Origin of the sequence: Mesorhizobium muleiense (assembly GCF_900099905.1) — a bacterium.
GTDB classification, from domain to species: domain Bacteria; phylum Pseudomonadota; class Alphaproteobacteria; order Rhizobiales; family Rhizobiaceae; genus Mesorhizobium; species Mesorhizobium muleiense.
In genome coordinates, this window is record NZ_FNEE01000013.1 from 141,126 (window position 1) to 157,107 (window position 15,982).

The window sequence follows — 15,982 nt, forward strand, 5'->3', positions numbered from 1 at the left end:
TGCGGGGCCGATGCAAGAGTATCGTTCATAGCAACCTCCATCGGTTTGAAGGTCCGGGGACCCTCGACCTGAAAGAGGGTGAATTCTGCAGGATACGAACAGCGTCGTAATTAAGCTCTGCCAAATAGTTCTCAAAACTTCCAAACGGGCTATAGATACGCCGCATGCAGGGATCGCGCTTCGCCTTTGGTCCGTTCGTGCTTGATCCCGGTGCGGGAACGCTGCTTCGCAACGATGTCCCCGTTGCCGTTGGCTACCGCGGGCTAAAGCTGCTTGCGGCGCTCGTTGGACGACCCGGTGAAATCTTGAGCAAAGCCGAGTTGATGGATGCGGCGTGGCCGGGCACAGCGGTCGAGGAAGGCAACCTCACCGTACAGATCGCGCTGCTGCGAAAGCTGCTTGGCCCGGCTGCAGATGGCGGTAATGGGCGCGGCGACTGGATCGCCACGGTTCCGCGCGTCGGCTACCGCTTCACGGGGCCCGTCGAACAGCTCGGCGCGAAGCGAAAACCTTTGCCGCTGCCCGGCAAGCCATCGATAGCGGTGCTGCCCTTTGTCAATGTCAGCAACGATCCCGAGCAGGAATCCTTCGCGGATGGCTTGACCGAAGACCTGATCACCGACCTGTCCAGGATCTCCGGGCTGTTCGTCATCGCACGCAACTCGGCCTTCGCCTACAAGGGAAAGGCGATGGACGTGCGCGATATCGCACAGGATCTCGGCGTGCGCTACCTGCTGGAGGGGAGCGCACGGCGCGCTGCGGGGCGCGTGCGCATCAACGCCCAGCTGGTCGACGCAGTGAGCGGCGACCATCTATGGGCGGAGCGCTTCGATCGCAGCCTGGAAGACATTTTTGCCGTTCAGGACGAGGTCACCGGCAAGATCGTCGAGGCGTTGCTCGGCAGGCTGCGCGCACCGCCGCCGCGCAACCGGCCCAAAAGTCTCGAGGCCTACGATCTCTGCGTGCGGGCGCGCAAGCTGATGGATGACACGCCGCAGACGGCGCGCGAAGCGCATCTGATGCTCACCCGCGCGGTTTCGCTCGATCCGGAATATGCCGAGGCCTATCGCTGGCTTGCCATGAACCACTGGATGGGATGGGTGCATTCCGGCGGACCAACCGAAACGTCCCGTAGCGTTGCGTTGGAACTGGCGCGCAAAGCCGTGGCGATCGATCCGAACGATGCCGGCTGCCGCTGGGTTCTGGCTTACCTGCTTGCCTATGAGCGCAGCTTCGCCGAGGCGGATGCGGAATTCGCCAGGGCGATCGAGCTCGATCCGAACGAGGCCGATGCCTGGGCGGCATTGTCCGACATCGCGGTCCTGGCCGGACGGGTCAAGGAAGGCCTTGAGCACATTCGCAAGGCGTTCCGGTTGAACCCGTTTCCGGCAAGTTGGTACTATCTGACGCTTGGCCAGGCGCAATATGCGGCCGGCCAATACGAAGCGGCTGTCGAAACACTGCGCAGGGACGAGACTTATCGTACAAGCTCGCGCCGCTTCCTGGCGGCAAGCCTTGCCCAACTGGGCCAGGTCGACGAGGCGCGCGCAGAGGCCGAACTGTTCCTCGTCGGCAACCCGCATTTCACCACCCGCCATTGGGCGACGACGGAGCCGTTCCGCGATGCTGCGACGCTCGAGCATTTCGTCGACGGCTTCCGCAAGGCCGGTCTTCCGGAGTGACGTGCCGGCGTGACCTCCCAAAACGCTTTCGCACCGTTCGTGCGACTATTCCTCAAAGCGACTCGTGGCGTCACGATCGCGCTCGTACCGCCTCGTGAGCGGAAACGGCGGCAACCAGGACTCGCGACGGACTATCCAGCTTTCGTAGGTTGGCGTCAGTTGGTCAGGGGCATCCAGGGATCCCAGGTTCACTTCGATTTCGTCTGCGGTGCGTCCGAAAATCGTCGAGCCGCAGCGGGGGCAGAAAAACCGCCCGGCGTAGTCGCGCGTCTCACCTTCGATCGTCACCGCATCCTGGGGGAACACCGCCGAAGCGTTAAAAAGGGCGCCATGGTGCTTGCGGCAGTCGAGACAATGACAGATGCCGACCCGGTATGGGAGCCCCGACGCCACAATCCGGACGCTGCCGCACAGGCAACCGCCAGTGAATCGGTCCATGCTGCGTCTCCTCCAAAATCAAGCGGTCGCAATGGCTACAACGAACGGCACCGTCATTGCAATTGCCCCGTGCGGGGCCGTCTGCGGGACGCATCGACTTCCGCAGTGGGCGATAGCTGGCTCGCTTGCCACAGCCGCATGCCATCTGGAAAGTTCGGACGAAGCGGCCCTTTCGCTCTTGACAATTACACTTGTCAACGCGCATTGACAGGACAGATTGTCAACGTGAGGGCTGCATGCTCGATATCGAAGTCATAGATCGGCCGAGCGCGGCCGCCGCCGCGTTGGAGCCCGTTCGGAGTCAACTCCTCTCAGAACTGCGCGAGCCGGCCTCGGCCGCTACCCTCGCCACACGCCTCGGCCTCAAGCGGCAGAAGATCAATTACCACCTGCATGCTCTGGAGGAGCACGGGCTCGTCCAGGTTGCAGACACGCGCAAGTGGGGTGGCCTGACGGAGCGGCTCATGGTGGCGAGCGCCACAAGCTATGTCGTCTCGACGACCGCGCTGGGTCCGGTCGGCGCCGATCCGAACCGCACCCCGGACCGCCTGTCGGCAAGCTATCTCATTGCGCTCGGCGCTCGGCTGGTGCGGGAGATCGGAGCTCTCCAGCGCGCCGCCACCGATGCCGGCAAGCGCTTGGCGACCTTGGCGATCGACACCGAAATCCGCTTCCGCTCCGCCGCCGACCGCGCCTCGTTCACGCGCGAATTGACTGAGGCCATCACCACGCTGGCGGCACGCTATCACGACGAAACCGCGCCGCAGGGACGGTCGCATCGCCTTGTCGTGACGGCGCACCCCTCACCAGCCAAACCGCAAGGAAAGGAGGTTCAGTAAAAAAGATGCTGCCGGCGATCGCTCGGTCGATGCAGCAAGCATCGCAAACGGGAGGAGCCAAAATGACGAACCTGGCTTGGAAAGCACTTCCCAACTCCCGCGGAGTAGCGCTGCAGGAGAAACGCAATTGTCAGTTTCATCCACGCTGGCGGCGCCGACGAAGCTTTCCGAGTTATGATTGCCGACTTCGTGCGGGCAAGCCGCTGGGGTGCTTCTGCGCAGTCTGCTCCGCAAGCAGATCGAAGAGCCATGCCACGCCCGCATCCATCATCGCGACCTTGGGAGCGACGGCGTTGAGCCGGAAGCCGGGCAACGGCAACGGGGCATCGAGGCTCAGCACGCCGAAACGCGCCGCATGCATGGCAACGAACCGCCGCGGCAGGGCCGAGATGAGGTCGGTCTCGGCGATGACGGCAAGCGCGAACATGAAGTTCGGAACCGTCAACGCAACCCGTCGCGCCCGGCCTTGCTTGGCCAGTTGTTCATCCACGAAGCCGTAAGGATCGCCGCTGTCCGAGACGACCAGATGCTGCATGCTGCAGTATCGCTCCAGGCTCGGATCACGCGCGAACGGATGTCCAGGGCGCATGGCAATTACAAAGTCTTCTTCGTAGATGCAGCGCTTTTCGAAGCGAGGCGGGATGTCATCGGACGGAATGATCGCGATGTCGATGGCGTGCGCCTCGAGATCGACAATCGCGCTCCGCCAGACGCGGGCTGGCGAGGGCAAGATCTGACGCACGCCGACGTCGATGCGTGGCGCAATCCGGCTGAGTTCGGCGAGGAGCGGGCGCAGGATCACGGCTGAGACACCGTCCGGTGCGCCGATTGCGAACCGGCGCATGGCCGTGGCGGGATCGAAGGGCGCGGCAGTCGCCATCACGCTGCGCACGCGCGCCAGAACGTCGGCGATCGGCGCGGCGAGTTCCGTTGCACGCGCCGTCGGCACCACGCCCTTGGGCGTTCTCAGGAACAGCGGATCGTTGAGGAGCCGGCGCAGCCGGCCGAGTCCGTGACTGACTGCCGATGGCGTCAGGTTAAGCCGGTCCGCCGCCCGGCCCACGTGGCCCTCTCCGAGCACGGCCTCGAAGAGGACGAGGAGATTGAGATCGGTGCGCGAAAGATCAATTTCATTCAGCATATTCCTGAAATCATATCATTGGCTTCATCAAGATCAACATGCAGTTTTACCAGCTGAGCGGTGCATCGCTCGCCCGAACGGAGCCTGGCGGTGATGTTGCCGCGCTCTGAACCTTCCAAGGTTCAGCGTCGCCGCCGCCGTCCTTGCCGGTCGTCAAGATGATTGCCGCCAACTGATGATCGGCTACACGGCAACGAGGCGATGCGAGAGACGGTCTGGTTGGCGCATGACCCCTGAATCGAAATCGATTTCGCAAAGGATCATGCGCCAGATCAAAGTGCAGCTACCCAAAGGATGACAGCGTCCATCGTTGTGTCACAAGGCCTGTTGCGCCGGCGGCTCTTTCGCCACTGCGGCTTCCTCTTGGCTGAGGGCGCCCGGCCGGAGCTTGAACAGGATCAGCAGCGGCCCGGCGACGAAGATGGAGGAATAGGTCCCGGCGAGGATGCCGAAGATCATTGCGACCGTGAAGGACTGGATCACCTCGCCGCCCCAGATCGAAAGCGCCGCCAGCGCAAACAGCGTGGTCACGCCGGTCAGGACCGTTCGCGCCAGCGTCTGGTTCATCGACAGGTCGAGCAGCTCGGCAATCGGCATCCTTTTATAGCGGCGCAGATTCTCGCGGACCCGGTCATAGACGACAACCGTATCGTTGATGGAATAGCCGACAATAGTCAGGATCGCGGCAATCGAGGTCAAATTGAACTCTATGCCGGCGACGACGTAGAAGCCGACCATCAGGATCACGTCGTGGAACGTCGAAATGATGGCGCCGAGCCCGAACTGCCACTCGAACCTGATCCAGATGTAGACGAGCATCGCCAGCAGCGAGGCGAACACGCCCATTGTGCCGTTGAACGCGAGTTCGGACGACACTGTCGGACCGACGACCTCGATGCGGCGGAACTCGTAGTCGGTTTCGATCGCGCTTCTTACCTTCTCGACGGCGGACTGTTCGGCAACGTCGCCGCCCCCCTGGGTGCCGATGCGGATCAGCACATCCCGGGCCGAGCCGAACTCCTGCACCTGCACCTCACCCAGATCGAGACCCGTCAGTCGCTCACGGATGTCGCCGATGTCGGCCTGCTGGCCCTTTGCCTGCACCTCGATGCTCGAACCACCGCGGAAGTCGATGCCGTAGTTCATGCCGACAGTGAAGAACAGCACCGCCGAAGCGATCGACAACAGCACGGACAGCGTGAAGGCGTATTTTCTGAATGCCATGAACGGCACCCGCGTGTCGTCGGGCACCAGGCGCATGACACCGGCGGGCATGGTTTTCGGCCGCTGCCGGCGAAGCCAGAACGCGACCAGCCAACGCGTCAGCGTGAACGCCGTGAACACGGTGGTGACGATACCGATGGCGAGGGTGACAGCAAACCCCTTGATCGGCCCCGAGCCGAGGAAGAACAGGATGACGGCGGCAATCAGCGTCGTCACATTGGCGTCGACGACAGTCGCCAGCGCCTGTTTGAACCCGGAATCCATCGACTGCACGATCGAGCGCCCTTGGCGGTTCTCTTCGCGGACGCGCTCGAAGATGATGACGTTGGAATCGACCGCCATGCCCATCGTCAGCACGATGCCGGCGATGCCAGGCAGCGTCAGCGTCGCCCCGAGCACGGACAGGACGGCGATGATCAGTGCGACGTTCGCCAGCAGCGCGATATTCGCGATCAGCCCCAGTCGCCCATAGGCGAACAGCATGAAGCCGACGACGAGGACCCCGGCGATGATTGCCGCGAACTGGCCCGCCTCGATGGAATCGCTGCCGAGGCTCGGACCGACGGTGCGCTCCTCGACGATGGTGAGGTCGGCAGGCAGTGCACCGGCGCGCAGCAGGACCGCAAGATCGTTCGCGCTCTCCACCGTGAAACTGCCGGATATCTGCCCGGTGCCGCCCAGGATCGGTTCGCGGATCTGCGGCGCGGAGATCACCTCGTTGTCGAGGATGATCGCGAACAGGCGCCCGACATTGGCCTGGGTAGCCTGACCGAAGCGGGTGGCGCCGCGGCTGTCGAAGCGAAACGAGACCACCGGCTCGTTGGTGCGCTGGTCGAAGGTTGCCTGCGCATCGACAAGGTTTTCGCCGGAAACGATGATCCGGTTCTCGATCAGATGCGGAACCCGCGGCTCTTCCGTCGAATACATCACCGTCGAGCCCGCCGGCGGGCGGCCGGAGATCGCCTCCTCGACCGGGATCGACTGGTCGACCATCTGGAAGGTCAGCTTGGCCGTCTGTCCGAGGATATCCTTCAGCCGCTGCGGATCCTGCAGGCCCGGCACCTGGACCATGATGCGGTCCGATCCCTGGCGCTGGATGATCGGCTCGGTCGTGCCGAGTTCGTTGACGCGCCGGCTCACCACCTCGATCGATTGCGTCAGCGCCGCGGCGATCCGGTAATCGATCCCGGCTTCGGTCAGCGTGAAGCGCAGCAGGCCCGGTTCCGGCTCGGTCATCTCCATCTCGGTCACCGAGCCGCTCATGAACATGCCCGTCGAGATCGGCTGCGCCAGTCTTTCGAGCGCGGTCTTCGCAGCTTCGATCTGGCCTTGGTCGCGAATGCGGACCTGGATGGAATTGGCGGTGCCGGCAAGCCCGGTATAGCCGATCTGGGCATCGCGCAGCGATGTGCGGACCTCGTCGCGTGCCGATTCGAGGCGTTCGTTGGCAAGGTCCTGCCTATCGATCTGGAGCAGGATGTGCGAGCCACCCTGCAGGTCGAGGCCCAGCGTCAGCTGCTGCTTTGGCAGCCAATTCGGCAGCGATGCCAGAGTGGGGGCGGGAACCAGATTGGGAGCTGCGTAAAGAATACCGGCCAGGACCGTCAGCCAGATGAGAATGGTCTTCCAGCGCGAAAAATGCAGCATGTTCTTGTCCGTTCAGCCCATATCGGGCGCAAACCGCCTCCGACAAGAGCTTTGGCGTTCCGATCGGCGAGCAACTCGACGAACGGAACGCGATGTGAAAGTTTTGGAGTCCAGGGCCGCAGTCGCGCGGCCAGGTTCACGCCGTGAGAAGCGGAGGCGCGCGCGCATCAAAGGCGCGGATCGGCGACAGCTTTGGCTGGTCTTCAGACCCTGCACCAAACAGTGCGGCTGACGCGGATTCGGGCGGCAGCCGCAAATCCGCGATAATGCAAAACGGTTTGCCATCTCTCGCAATGACAGGTGTCTTGACACGGGAAGTCTCAGCACCGACGTGGCGCGCAATACTGCGGGCAAGGACAGTCGGGTGTGTGACTGGCTCGGTCGCGCCGATTTGGCCTTCGGCAAGGTCGTGCGCAACCTGGTCGGCTGTTGCCGCAGGAATGATCCAGATCAGAAAGAGCAGCCAAGCCAGCAGCCGCAGACCGGCACCCAGGCTGAGCAGGACGCCGGGCCCGGCCCGTCCTCGGCCGCCTCGTCTCATCCCATCGCTACGGCTTTCATACACTGCGACCAATACGCTTTCGCTTTCGTTGCCTCGGTAAGCGGCGAGCCGCTTTCCTGGTCTCACTATAGCACTTGCGTTGCGAATTGAAGCGCAGCTTTCACGTACTCAAAGGGTAAGTCAGTTGGCCGATCGGTTGGCAGCCTACCGCTTCTCGATTAACCGGACATAGTCTTGCAGGATACCGCTCCAGCTACGATCGGATTCGAAGATCTCACGCACCGCTTCACCGGCCGCGCCCATGTTCTCAAGCTGACGATGCTCGAGCTCGACGCGAGTCGCGTTCTCGCCGGCCTCGGAGAACTTGACCTCGACTTCGGTCAGCAGCGACGGATCATATTGCCAGTCGGCGCGAATCCGCCATGCCAGGACGATGCGGTTTGGCGGTTCCCAGGCCAGCACTTCGCCCCAGTCGCATTCCGTCCCATCCTCGCCACCGATATCAGCATGTATTCCAAGGCGATGGCGGCAAGCGGCGTCGCTATTGCGAGATTATCGATCGGCTGGTGGCGCACGGGCTGGCACGCGCTGGTCGATCAGCTTGACCGTGCCAACGGCCCAAAAAAGCCGATGATACGCGTTATTCGCTTATGACCAGGGTCGAGGAAGGCTATGTCCAAACCCTCAGGGAAGGACGATCGATCAGGCATCACAAACTTCCACGCAAAGCGTGCGATCCCATGATGAACATCCACGTCACTTGTCCGTAGGATGCGGGCACCGGGACGCTTGGCCAGAACTCTTGCGATGTGCGCGAGCAGTTCTTCCGCGCCAGTCGTATGGACTGTAGGGTCTGTGTATGTCGCGCCATCGCTCCAGATCGGTAACAGCAATGCCCGCCGCTGCTCGGCGTTCTGATCGGACCAAGCAGCACAATACGAATCGATGAGAAGCGTCAAAGGCATTCTATTCCCCCAAGTAGGTCACTGGTCTGACCGGCCCATGCTCGGACAACACAGCCCGAACCCGCTGGCTGACGGCAAAGCGTGGTCGGCCTCAATAAGGCCGGAGACCAAATCCGCTCAGCCAGTCAGAAGGGATCCGCCTCGCACTCCAGATCGGAGAGATCTCTTATCCGGACTTCCCAGAAATTGCGACAACGCTGCGAAATCATCATGTAAGTGGCCAGCTGCAATCGCCCGTTGGAAGATCGCGTCGTAACCGTCGGCCACAGAGCGGTCGATCTTGCGCGCCTCCATCAGCTCCAAAAGATGCTGGAATGCGCCGTAATGCGGGGAGATCGACGAGAGCGTCTCATCGTCGCTGGCAAAACGGCCAGCATCCGTTCGCTTGATCAGGTCGGCGACAAGCCCGTCAACAACAGGCGCTGTTGCGGTCCACTGCCGAGCCAACTCGCCGAGGTCGATCTCTTCGGCCTGGCTCACGGCGATCGCGTGCAGCGTGCCGAACAGCGCGCCCCACATGAGAGCAAGCAGCGCGCTATCAAGTGCGTTCGCACGTCCCGGCTCTTCCCCGATATGCTGGACATTGCCGCCCAAGGCACGAAACATCTCCTCGTTCGCGTCGAAAGCCTGCCTTGGCCCCGAGATCAGTATCGTCCCGGCATCTGTGCCGATGAAATCCGGCGTGGCCATGATTGCGCCATCGAGATAGCTGGCTCCGTGCTCGGCAAACCATTCAGCGGCTTCACGTGCGCCATGCGGCGTTCCCGAAGTGAGTTCCACGACCAGCTTGCCGCGAATAGCTGAAGCAACAGCATCGTCGTGCAGAACTGCAGCGGTTGCCTGGTAGTCGCTTACGTTCACAATGACAATTTCAGCCGCATTGACAGCTTCCAGGACGGACCCCGCGACAGTGGCGCCGAGCGTGGCCAGCGGTTCGGCCTTCTGTTTCGTCCTGTTCCAGACCGTCGTCCGATATCCCGACCGGAGCAGGGCGCGGGCGAGCGCCGATCCCATACGACCCGTCCCGACAACGCTGATTGAAAGCTTCATTGCAACACTCCATACCAATAGACGCCAATAGGCGAGCGGCGCCATGGTTTTGCCGTCAAGGGCAGAGGTATGTCGGAGTGAATGGGGCGCACAATACGCACCTGGAGGTAAGTGGTTACCCAACGGTAAGGAGAGCATCATGAATGAGCCGACGGGCAATTGCGGCTTCGCAACGGCGATCAAGGCGATCGAAGGGAAGTGGAAAGTGGATATTCTTTGTGAGCTTGGAACGGCGTCTCGCAGGTTCGGCCGATTGAGGCAATCCATTCCGGCGATCAGTGAAAAGATGCTGACGCAGCAATTACGCGAACTGGAGGCTGACGGGCTTGTGAACCGAGAAGTCTATCCGGGATCGCCGACCAAGGTCGTCTATTCGTTGACAGAAAGCGGAGCGGCGCTCAATGCTGGAGCAGAGGCGTTATGCCGTTGGGGTGAGCAATTCCCTCCCGCACCAATGCTTAAGGATGCCGTTCGCCATGCGAGTTGGAAGTTGGCTCATGGCGCTTCGCCCTCGGCCGGAAACAGCGACAGCCAATACCGGGCGATATCGTTGCGGCGCATGAAGACGGCGAAACTGTATGTCAATCCGCAGAACTCTGGACACAAGGATGCCGATCCACCACGCCAGGCGACAATTTCGGGGCCACCGCCCTTTGCGGGGCGCTTGTCTGGCTTGGAGCGGCATCAGTACGGCGTTTGCATTGACGGAAGTCTGGAGGTGCTCAGCTGGCTGTCAGTCCGTGTGTGCGCCCAGGCGCCACGGCACTGACCGATTCCCGCTCGACCAGCGGGCATTCAAGCTTGGTAATGGGGTAGCGGCCGCGGCCGGGCGGTGCAGGGACTTCCAATTGCTCGATCGCCCATTGCCCCATCGCCATATGCGGCAGGATCGACGTCGTCAAAGGTGGGAACAGATGCCGGGCGATTTCCTCGTCGTCATAGCCGATCACGGAAATATCCCCAGGGATGTGCAGGCCGGCTTCCTTCAGCGCTTCGTAGCAGCCGATCGCGGTTCGGTCGTTCTGGCAGAAGATTGCGGTTGGGCGGTCCTTGAGCGCCAGAAGCTTGACGGTCGCGGCGTAGCCGGCGCTCGCTGACCAGTCGCCCTCGACCACCAGCTCCGCATCGAACGGGATGTCGGCCGTCGCCAGCGCCCGGCGGTAGCCCTTCAGCCGATCCTGCGCCGCCTGCATCCACGGCTCGCCGGTGATGGTGGCGATGCGGCGGTGGCCATGGCTGATCAGGTGGCGGGTGGAACTCTGCCCGCCGGCGATTTCGCTCGGCACCACGGCGGGGAAGGCGTAGTCGGCGGTATAGCAATTGAGCAGGATGACCGGGATATCGAGGTCGTAGAGATAGTCGGGCGCGGCGATCTCGCGCGTGAAGATGGTCATGTAGATCAGCGCCGAAATGCCTCGCTTGGTCAGTGCCGCAATCGCGCGCGGCTCCATGACGGAATCACCCAAAGTCTGAGCGACCAGCACGACGTTCCCGGCATTCCACGAGGCTTGGCGCGCTCCTTCTATGGCGACGACTGCCTCGGGACTGGTCGCCAGTTGATCGACTGCGAAGCCGATCACCCCGTCCAGCCCTTCGAACGAGGCGATAGGGCTGCGAAGAGCAGAGAAGGCTGGTGGCGCATAGCCGAGACCCCGCGCGGCCTCAATCACCCGATCGCGGGTCTGCTGCGAGAGCCTTATGCCCGGCGTGTTGTTGAGGACGAACGAAACCGTTGCCTGCGAGCAGCCGGCGGCCCTGGCGATATCGGTCATGGTGACGCGACTCTTGGGATTCTTGGCCGATGGCTTTCGGCGCCGGGAGGCTTCGAGGGCAGGATCGCGCAGATCCGTTGGTTCGCTCATGGCATTGTATTCCATATTCCCGGCTTGGCTAACCAGCGGTCGTCCTGGGACATCATTAAAGACGGCAGGACGGCCGACGGCGCTTCGCATTTATAAAACAGGCACTCGATTAATCATTATTATCATCCTGGCAGCCGAATGGCTAGCAGCGCGGAGACAGCGATACGCGGTTCTGGAAGATCGATTGCTGGGAACGTGATCCAATTTCAAGGCTCCCTTTCTCACCACACGGCAGGCAGCCATTCGCCAGCGACAACCAGGTTTTCCAACCAGAGACTAATACTATTTACTAATAGCAGTAAGCGTTCTATTCTCAATTCGTCATGCCCGGGCCATGACGGGAAGCAGGCGTGTGGCGCGGCATCCGGGCTCTTGGGCCGGCAAAGCAACGCCACGCAATTACTGAAATGTCAGACAAATCCGACTATACGAACTGCCAATGAGTCTCTAAAGTCCAAAATCGCGGCTGGGATGGCGCCGTTCTTTCGCTGCCAGCACCCTTGAGGAGGAGGGCGTCCAAGCCGCATTCGACAAAGTTCAGATCAGCGAAAATGACTGAATCAAATGGGAGGTTGAACATGAAATCTGCGATACGAAATGTGTCCGTCGCCGCAGCGGCCCTGGCTCTCGGTCTGTCCTTCACGGCGATCGCCGGTGCCCAGGACAAACCGACGCTGGCCTTCGTCGTCAACGGCGCTTCCGATTTCTGGAAGGCGGCCGAAGCCGGCGTCAAGAAGGCCCAGGCCGAATTGCCCAACTACAATCTCGAGCTCAAATATCCGGAACAGTCGTCGGTCGCCATCCAGCAGCGGCTGATGGATGATCTGGTGACGGCCGGCGTCAAGGCGATCATGGTTTCGGCCGTCGATCCCAAGACCTCGACCGACGGGCTCAACAAGATCGCCTCGGAGACGGCGCTGTTCACCACCGACAGCGACGCGCCGCAGACCAAGCGTATCGCCTATATCGGCTCGTCCAACATCGATGCCGGCAAGCAGGCGGCCGAGATCGCCAAGAAGGCGATGCCCGACGGCGGCAAATGCCTCGGCTTCGTCGGCCTGCTCGGCGCCGACAATGCCAAGGAGCGCATCGAAGGCATGAAGGAAGGGCTCGCCGGCACCAAGATCGAGCTGATCGACGTGCGTGGCGACGACATCGACCAGGCCCGCGCCAAGAAGAACGTCGAGGACGCGCTGGTCGCCAGCCCAGACGTCACCTGCATGGTCGGCTTCTATTCCTACAACACCCCGCGCATCTATGAAGCGCTGCGCGACGCCGGCAAGCTCGGCCAGATCACGGTCGTCGGCTTCGACGACGATCCGATCACGCTCGGCGGCGTCAAGGAAGGCACCGTTGCCGCCACCGTCGTGCAGCAGCCCTTCGAGTGGGCCTACCAGGGCATGAAGCTGATGGCGGCCTATCTCGAGGGCGACAAGTCGGGCATTCCGGAGAACGGCCTGATCATCATCCCGACCAAGATCATCGGCAAGGACGACGTCGACGCCTATGCCGCCAATCTGAAAGCGATGTCCGGAAACTGAGCGTCGTCGGCGCTGGCCCCTCATCCACCTTCTCCGCGTGCAGAACGGGGAGAAGAGCAGTGGTTGCAACGCTGGCGATCCCTCTCCCCGTTCTTTACGGGGAGAGGTTAGGGGTGAGGGGCAGCGCGACGCTGGCGTGACTGGCTCCGCTTGTTATTGACGGGCCTGATCAGGCTCGTCAATCTGCGGAGAGGCCGGCCCGCCAACTGCTGTCAGGCATGATGAACTATTCCGACGCATCCATCGGCGCATCCACGATTGCCCCGTTCCTCAGTCTCGAGGGCGTGCGCAAGACCTATCCCGGCGTGGTCGCGCTGGACGGGTTTTCGCTGGAGGTCAGGCCTGGCGAGGTTATCGGCCTCGTCGGCGAAAACGGCGCCGGCAAGTCGACGCTGATGAAGATCCTCGGCGGCGTGACCACACCCGACACCGGCACGATCACCGTCGACGGCGTCGCCCATGACCGGCTGACGGTCGAGGCCAGTATCGGTTCCGGCATCGCCTTCGTCCACCAGGAACTCAACCTGTTCGAAAACCTCGACGTTGCCGCCAACATCTTTTTCGGCCGCGAGCCGTTGCGCGCCGGTCCGCTCAGGCTTGTCGACCGCACCAGGCTGCGCATGCTGGCGGCGCCGCTGCTCAAACGTGTGGGCGCCAATTTCTCGGCCGACACCCCGGTATCGGCGCTGTCGCTTGCCCAGCAGCAGATGGTCGAAATCGCCAAGGCGCTGTCGATCGAGGCGCGGCTGGTCATCCTCGACGAGCCGACGTCGAGCCTGCCCCTTGCCGAAACCGACAAGCTGCTCGATGTCATCAAGGCGTTGAAGGCCGACGGCATCAGCGTCATCTTCATCTCGCATCGCCTTCACGAGGTCGAGCGGGTTGCCGATCGCGTCGTCGTGCTGAGGGACGGCATGCTTGCCGGCACGCTGCCGAAGAACGCCGTCAACCACGACCAGATGGTCAAGCTGATGATCGGCCGCATGCTGAAGGAGCGGGAGAAGGCCGCAGAATCAGGCCGCCCACCCGGCGCCGTCGCGCTGTCGGCCAAGGCCGTTCGCACCAGCGCCTATCCAGACCGACCGGTCGATCTCGGCGTCAGGCGTGGCGAAATCCTTGGCCTGGCGGGTCTTGTCGGCTCCGGCCGCACGGAACTGGCGCGCGTGCTTTTCGGCATCGAGAAGAGCCTTGGCGGCGCGCTCCAGCTTGATGGAAAAGATCTGGTTCTTGGTTCGGCGGCCGACGCTGTGGCCAACGGGATCTTCCTCGTCCCCGAGGATCGCAAGCTGACCGGCATCCTGCTCGACCTGTCGATTGCCCAGAATATTTCGCTCCCCAATCTGCCGGCCCATGCCCGGCGATCCCTGGTCTCTGCCCGCGCCGAAGCCGTCACCGCCGAGAAGCAGAAACGCAATCTCGGCATCAAGGCGCCCTCGGTGGCGACGCGCACCGGCACGCTGTCCGGCGGCAACCAGCAAAAGGTCGTGCTGGCCAAGTGGCTGGCCATGAGCCCCAAGGTGATGATCCTCGACGAGCCGACGCGCGGCATCGACATAGGCGCCAAGGCGGAGATCTACGGGCTGATGCGGGCGCTGGCCGATGCCGGCGTCGCCGTGCTGATGATATCGAGCGACATGGAGGAGGTGATCGGCGTCTCCGACCGCATCGCCGTCATGCATGAGGGCCAGATCTCAGGCATTCTCGACAAGGAACAGTTCAGCCAGGAAAACGTGCTGCTGCTGGCCGTCGGCAAGCAGCCGAAATAGCTTTTGTTTGGCGCAGGTTCCGGTCGCAAAACCGCGCAACACTTTTGCGGAACCTGCTTAGGCAGGCATTGGGGAGAAGACGATGAGCAAGAAAGATCTTGGCCTGCTGATCCTGATCCTTGTGGTCGGAGCGGTGGTGGCGATCATCAACCCACGCTTCCTGCTGCCGATCAACCTCGCCAACACCTCGAACCTGATCGGGCTGTTCGGCATCCTGGCGATCGGCCAGGCCTTCGTCATCATCACCGGCGGCATCGAATTGTCGGTCGGCTCGGTGGTAGCGCTGCTCGGCGTCCTGTTCGTCGATTTCATTGCCACGCGCGGCATGGCATGGCCGGTGGCACTGCCGCTGATCCTGGTGCTTGGCGGCATCATCGGGCTGGCACATGGCTGGCTGATCACGCGGCTCAAATTGCAGCCTTTCGTGGTGACGCTGTGCGGCCTGTTGATCTATCGCGGCGTGGCGCGGTTCTACACAGCCGACGGCACGGCGGGCTTTGCCTTCGGACAGAACTTTCCGGAGCTCGAATTCTTGACCGCGGGGCGATCCTATGGCGTGCCGAACAGCTTCATCGCGCTGATCGTCATCGCCATCGTGATGTGGGTGGTGCTGCACCGTTCGGTGTTCGGCCGCTACCTCTACGCCATCGGCAAGAACGAGGAGGCGGCGAAATATTCGGGCATCCGCACCGGCCGCGTCGTCATGGCGGCCTATGTCATCTGCGGCGTTCTGACGGCGCTGTCGGCGATCTATTTCGCCATGTACACGCGCTCGATCTCGCCGGCGAGCCACGGCCAGTTCTACGAACTCTATGCCATTGCCGCCGCAGTGCTCGGCGGCTTCTCGCTGCGTGGCGGCGAAGGCTCGCTGATTGGCGTGATCTTAGGCACGGTTCTGCTGCAGGAACTGCAAAACCTCGTCAACCTGCTCGGCATCCCTTCCTCACTCAATTTCGCGGTGATGGGCGGCGTGATCTTGATCGGCGTGCTGGTCGACCAGCAATGGGGCGTCTACCGGGATCGGCGGCGGATGCTGGAGGCAACCCGCAAGGGCGCGGCCGGTGCCGCCGCGGAGTAGTCGCCCTGCCTCTTCCTTCTCCCCTTGTGGGAGAAGGTGGCCGAGCGAAGCTCGGTCGGATGAGGGGTGTTCCAGAGAACACCAACGTCTCACTCCGTCCAACACCCCTCTTCCGTCTCGGCGCTGCGCGCCGATCCACCTTCCCCCACAGAGGTGTTTGGACCGGAGACATCGCGAACAGGTGTGCGAAGACATCGCGAACAGTTTTGCGCATTGCGCGCGAGGGGTTCGGGATGCCATTCAAGGA

At 62.4% G+C, this 15,982-nt stretch carries 14 protein-coding genes; 7 read left to right on the top strand and 7 right to left on the bottom strand.

The genetic code is table 11. The features are described from left to right. Nucleotides 1–164: 164 nt before the first annotated feature. Entirely contained in the window at nucleotides 165–1,682 is a 1,518-nt protein-coding gene (locus BLT09_RS21775; protein WP_091596478.1) for a winged helix-turn-helix domain-containing tetratricopeptide repeat protein, read from the top strand. Nucleotides 1,683–1,727: 45 nt separating this feature from the next. Here BLT09_RS21775 and BLT09_RS21780 read toward each other — a convergent pair whose 3' ends face one another. Further along, nucleotides 1,728–2,120, bottom strand: a complete 393-nt coding sequence (locus tag BLT09_RS21780; protein WP_091596481.1) for a GFA family protein — start codon at nucleotides 2,118–2,120, stop codon at nucleotides 1,728–1,730. Nucleotides 2,121–2,356: 236 nt separating this feature from the next. Here BLT09_RS21780 and BLT09_RS21785 point away from each other — a divergent pair, with 236 nt between their 5' ends. After that, entirely contained in the window at nucleotides 2,357–2,959 is a 603-nt protein-coding gene (locus BLT09_RS21785; protein WP_091596484.1) for an ArsR/SmtB family transcription factor, read from the top strand. Nucleotides 2,960–3,131: 172 nt separating this feature from the next. Here BLT09_RS21785 and BLT09_RS21790 read toward each other — a convergent pair whose 3' ends face one another. From BLT09_RS21790 to BLT09_RS21805, 4 genes are all read right to left on the bottom strand, one after another. Next, nucleotides 3,132–4,100 (bottom strand): LysR family transcriptional regulator, encoded by a 969-nt coding sequence (locus tag BLT09_RS21790; protein WP_091596487.1) that lies wholly within the window; start codon nucleotides 4,098–4,100, stop codon nucleotides 3,132–3,134. Nucleotides 4,101–4,415: 315 nt separating this feature from the next. After that, nucleotides 4,416–6,971 carry a protein translocase subunit SecDF gene (gene secDF, locus BLT09_RS21795; RefSeq protein WP_091596490.1) on the bottom strand — a complete coding sequence of 852 codons (2,556 nt, stop codon included), beginning with the start codon at nucleotides 6,969–6,971 and terminating at the stop codon, nucleotides 4,416–4,418. Between the two features lie 136 nt (nucleotides 6,972–7,107). Further along, nucleotides 7,108–7,545 carry a hypothetical protein gene (locus tag BLT09_RS21800; RefSeq protein ID WP_139172643.1) on the bottom strand — a complete coding sequence of 146 codons (438 nt, stop codon included), beginning with the start codon at nucleotides 7,543–7,545 and terminating at the stop codon, nucleotides 7,108–7,110. Nucleotides 7,546–7,677: 132 nt separating this feature from the next. Next, complete coding sequence (locus BLT09_RS21805; protein WP_236473617.1) at nucleotides 7,678–7,935, bottom strand: SRPBCC domain-containing protein; 258 nt, start codon at nucleotides 7,933–7,935, stop codon at nucleotides 7,678–7,680. 45 nt (nucleotides 7,936–7,980) lie between these two features. Between BLT09_RS21805 and BLT09_RS35035 the strand changes: the two genes are divergently transcribed. Then, nucleotides 7,981–8,127: a hypothetical protein gene (locus BLT09_RS35035; RefSeq protein ID WP_236393309.1), complete on the top strand. Its 147-nt coding sequence runs from the start codon at nucleotides 7,981–7,983 to the stop codon at nucleotides 8,125–8,127. 428 nt (nucleotides 8,128–8,555) lie between these two features. On the opposite strand, the gene BLT09_RS21810 is transcribed toward BLT09_RS35035, so the two are convergent. After that, nucleotides 8,556–9,488 carry an NAD(P)-dependent oxidoreductase gene (locus tag BLT09_RS21810; protein ID WP_091596499.1) on the bottom strand — a complete coding sequence of 311 codons (933 nt, stop codon included), beginning with the start codon at nucleotides 9,486–9,488 and terminating at the stop codon, nucleotides 8,556–8,558. Nucleotides 9,489–9,627: 139 nt separating this feature from the next. On the opposite strand from BLT09_RS21810, the gene BLT09_RS35540 reads away from it, so the two are divergent. Beyond that, complete coding sequence (locus BLT09_RS35540; protein WP_280141209.1) at nucleotides 9,628–10,257, top strand: winged helix-turn-helix transcriptional regulator; 630 nt, start codon at nucleotides 9,628–9,630, stop codon at nucleotides 10,255–10,257. Here the strand turns inward: BLT09_RS35540 and BLT09_RS21820 are convergent. Next, entirely contained in the window at nucleotides 10,211–11,350 is a 1,140-nt protein-coding gene (locus tag BLT09_RS21820) for a LacI family DNA-binding transcriptional regulator (RefSeq protein ID WP_023796950.1), read from the bottom strand. The two genes, BLT09_RS35540 and BLT09_RS21820, sit on opposite strands and share 47 nt — an antisense overlap. Nucleotides 11,351–11,928: 578 nt before the next feature. Here BLT09_RS21820 and BLT09_RS21825 point away from each other — a divergent pair. The 3 genes from BLT09_RS21825 to BLT09_RS21835 all read left to right on the top strand — a co-directional run bounded on the left by BLT09_RS21825 (nucleotide 11,929) and on the right by BLT09_RS21835 (nucleotide 15,735). Then, nucleotides 11,929–12,891 (top strand): sugar-binding protein, encoded by a 963-nt coding sequence (locus BLT09_RS21825; protein ID WP_023796948.1) that lies wholly within the window; start codon nucleotides 11,929–11,931, stop codon nucleotides 12,889–12,891. A 221-nt stretch (nucleotides 12,892–13,112) separates the two neighbouring features. After that, on the top strand, nucleotides 13,113–14,657 hold the full coding sequence (locus BLT09_RS21830; RefSeq protein ID WP_091596553.1) for a sugar ABC transporter ATP-binding protein: 1,545 nt from the start codon (nucleotides 13,113–13,115) through the stop codon (nucleotides 14,655–14,657). Between the two features lie 82 nt (nucleotides 14,658–14,739). After that, entirely contained in the window at nucleotides 14,740–15,735 is a 996-nt protein-coding gene (locus tag BLT09_RS21835; protein WP_091596502.1) for an ABC transporter permease, read from the top strand. The last annotated feature ends 247 nt before the right edge of the window (nucleotides 15,736–15,982 follow it).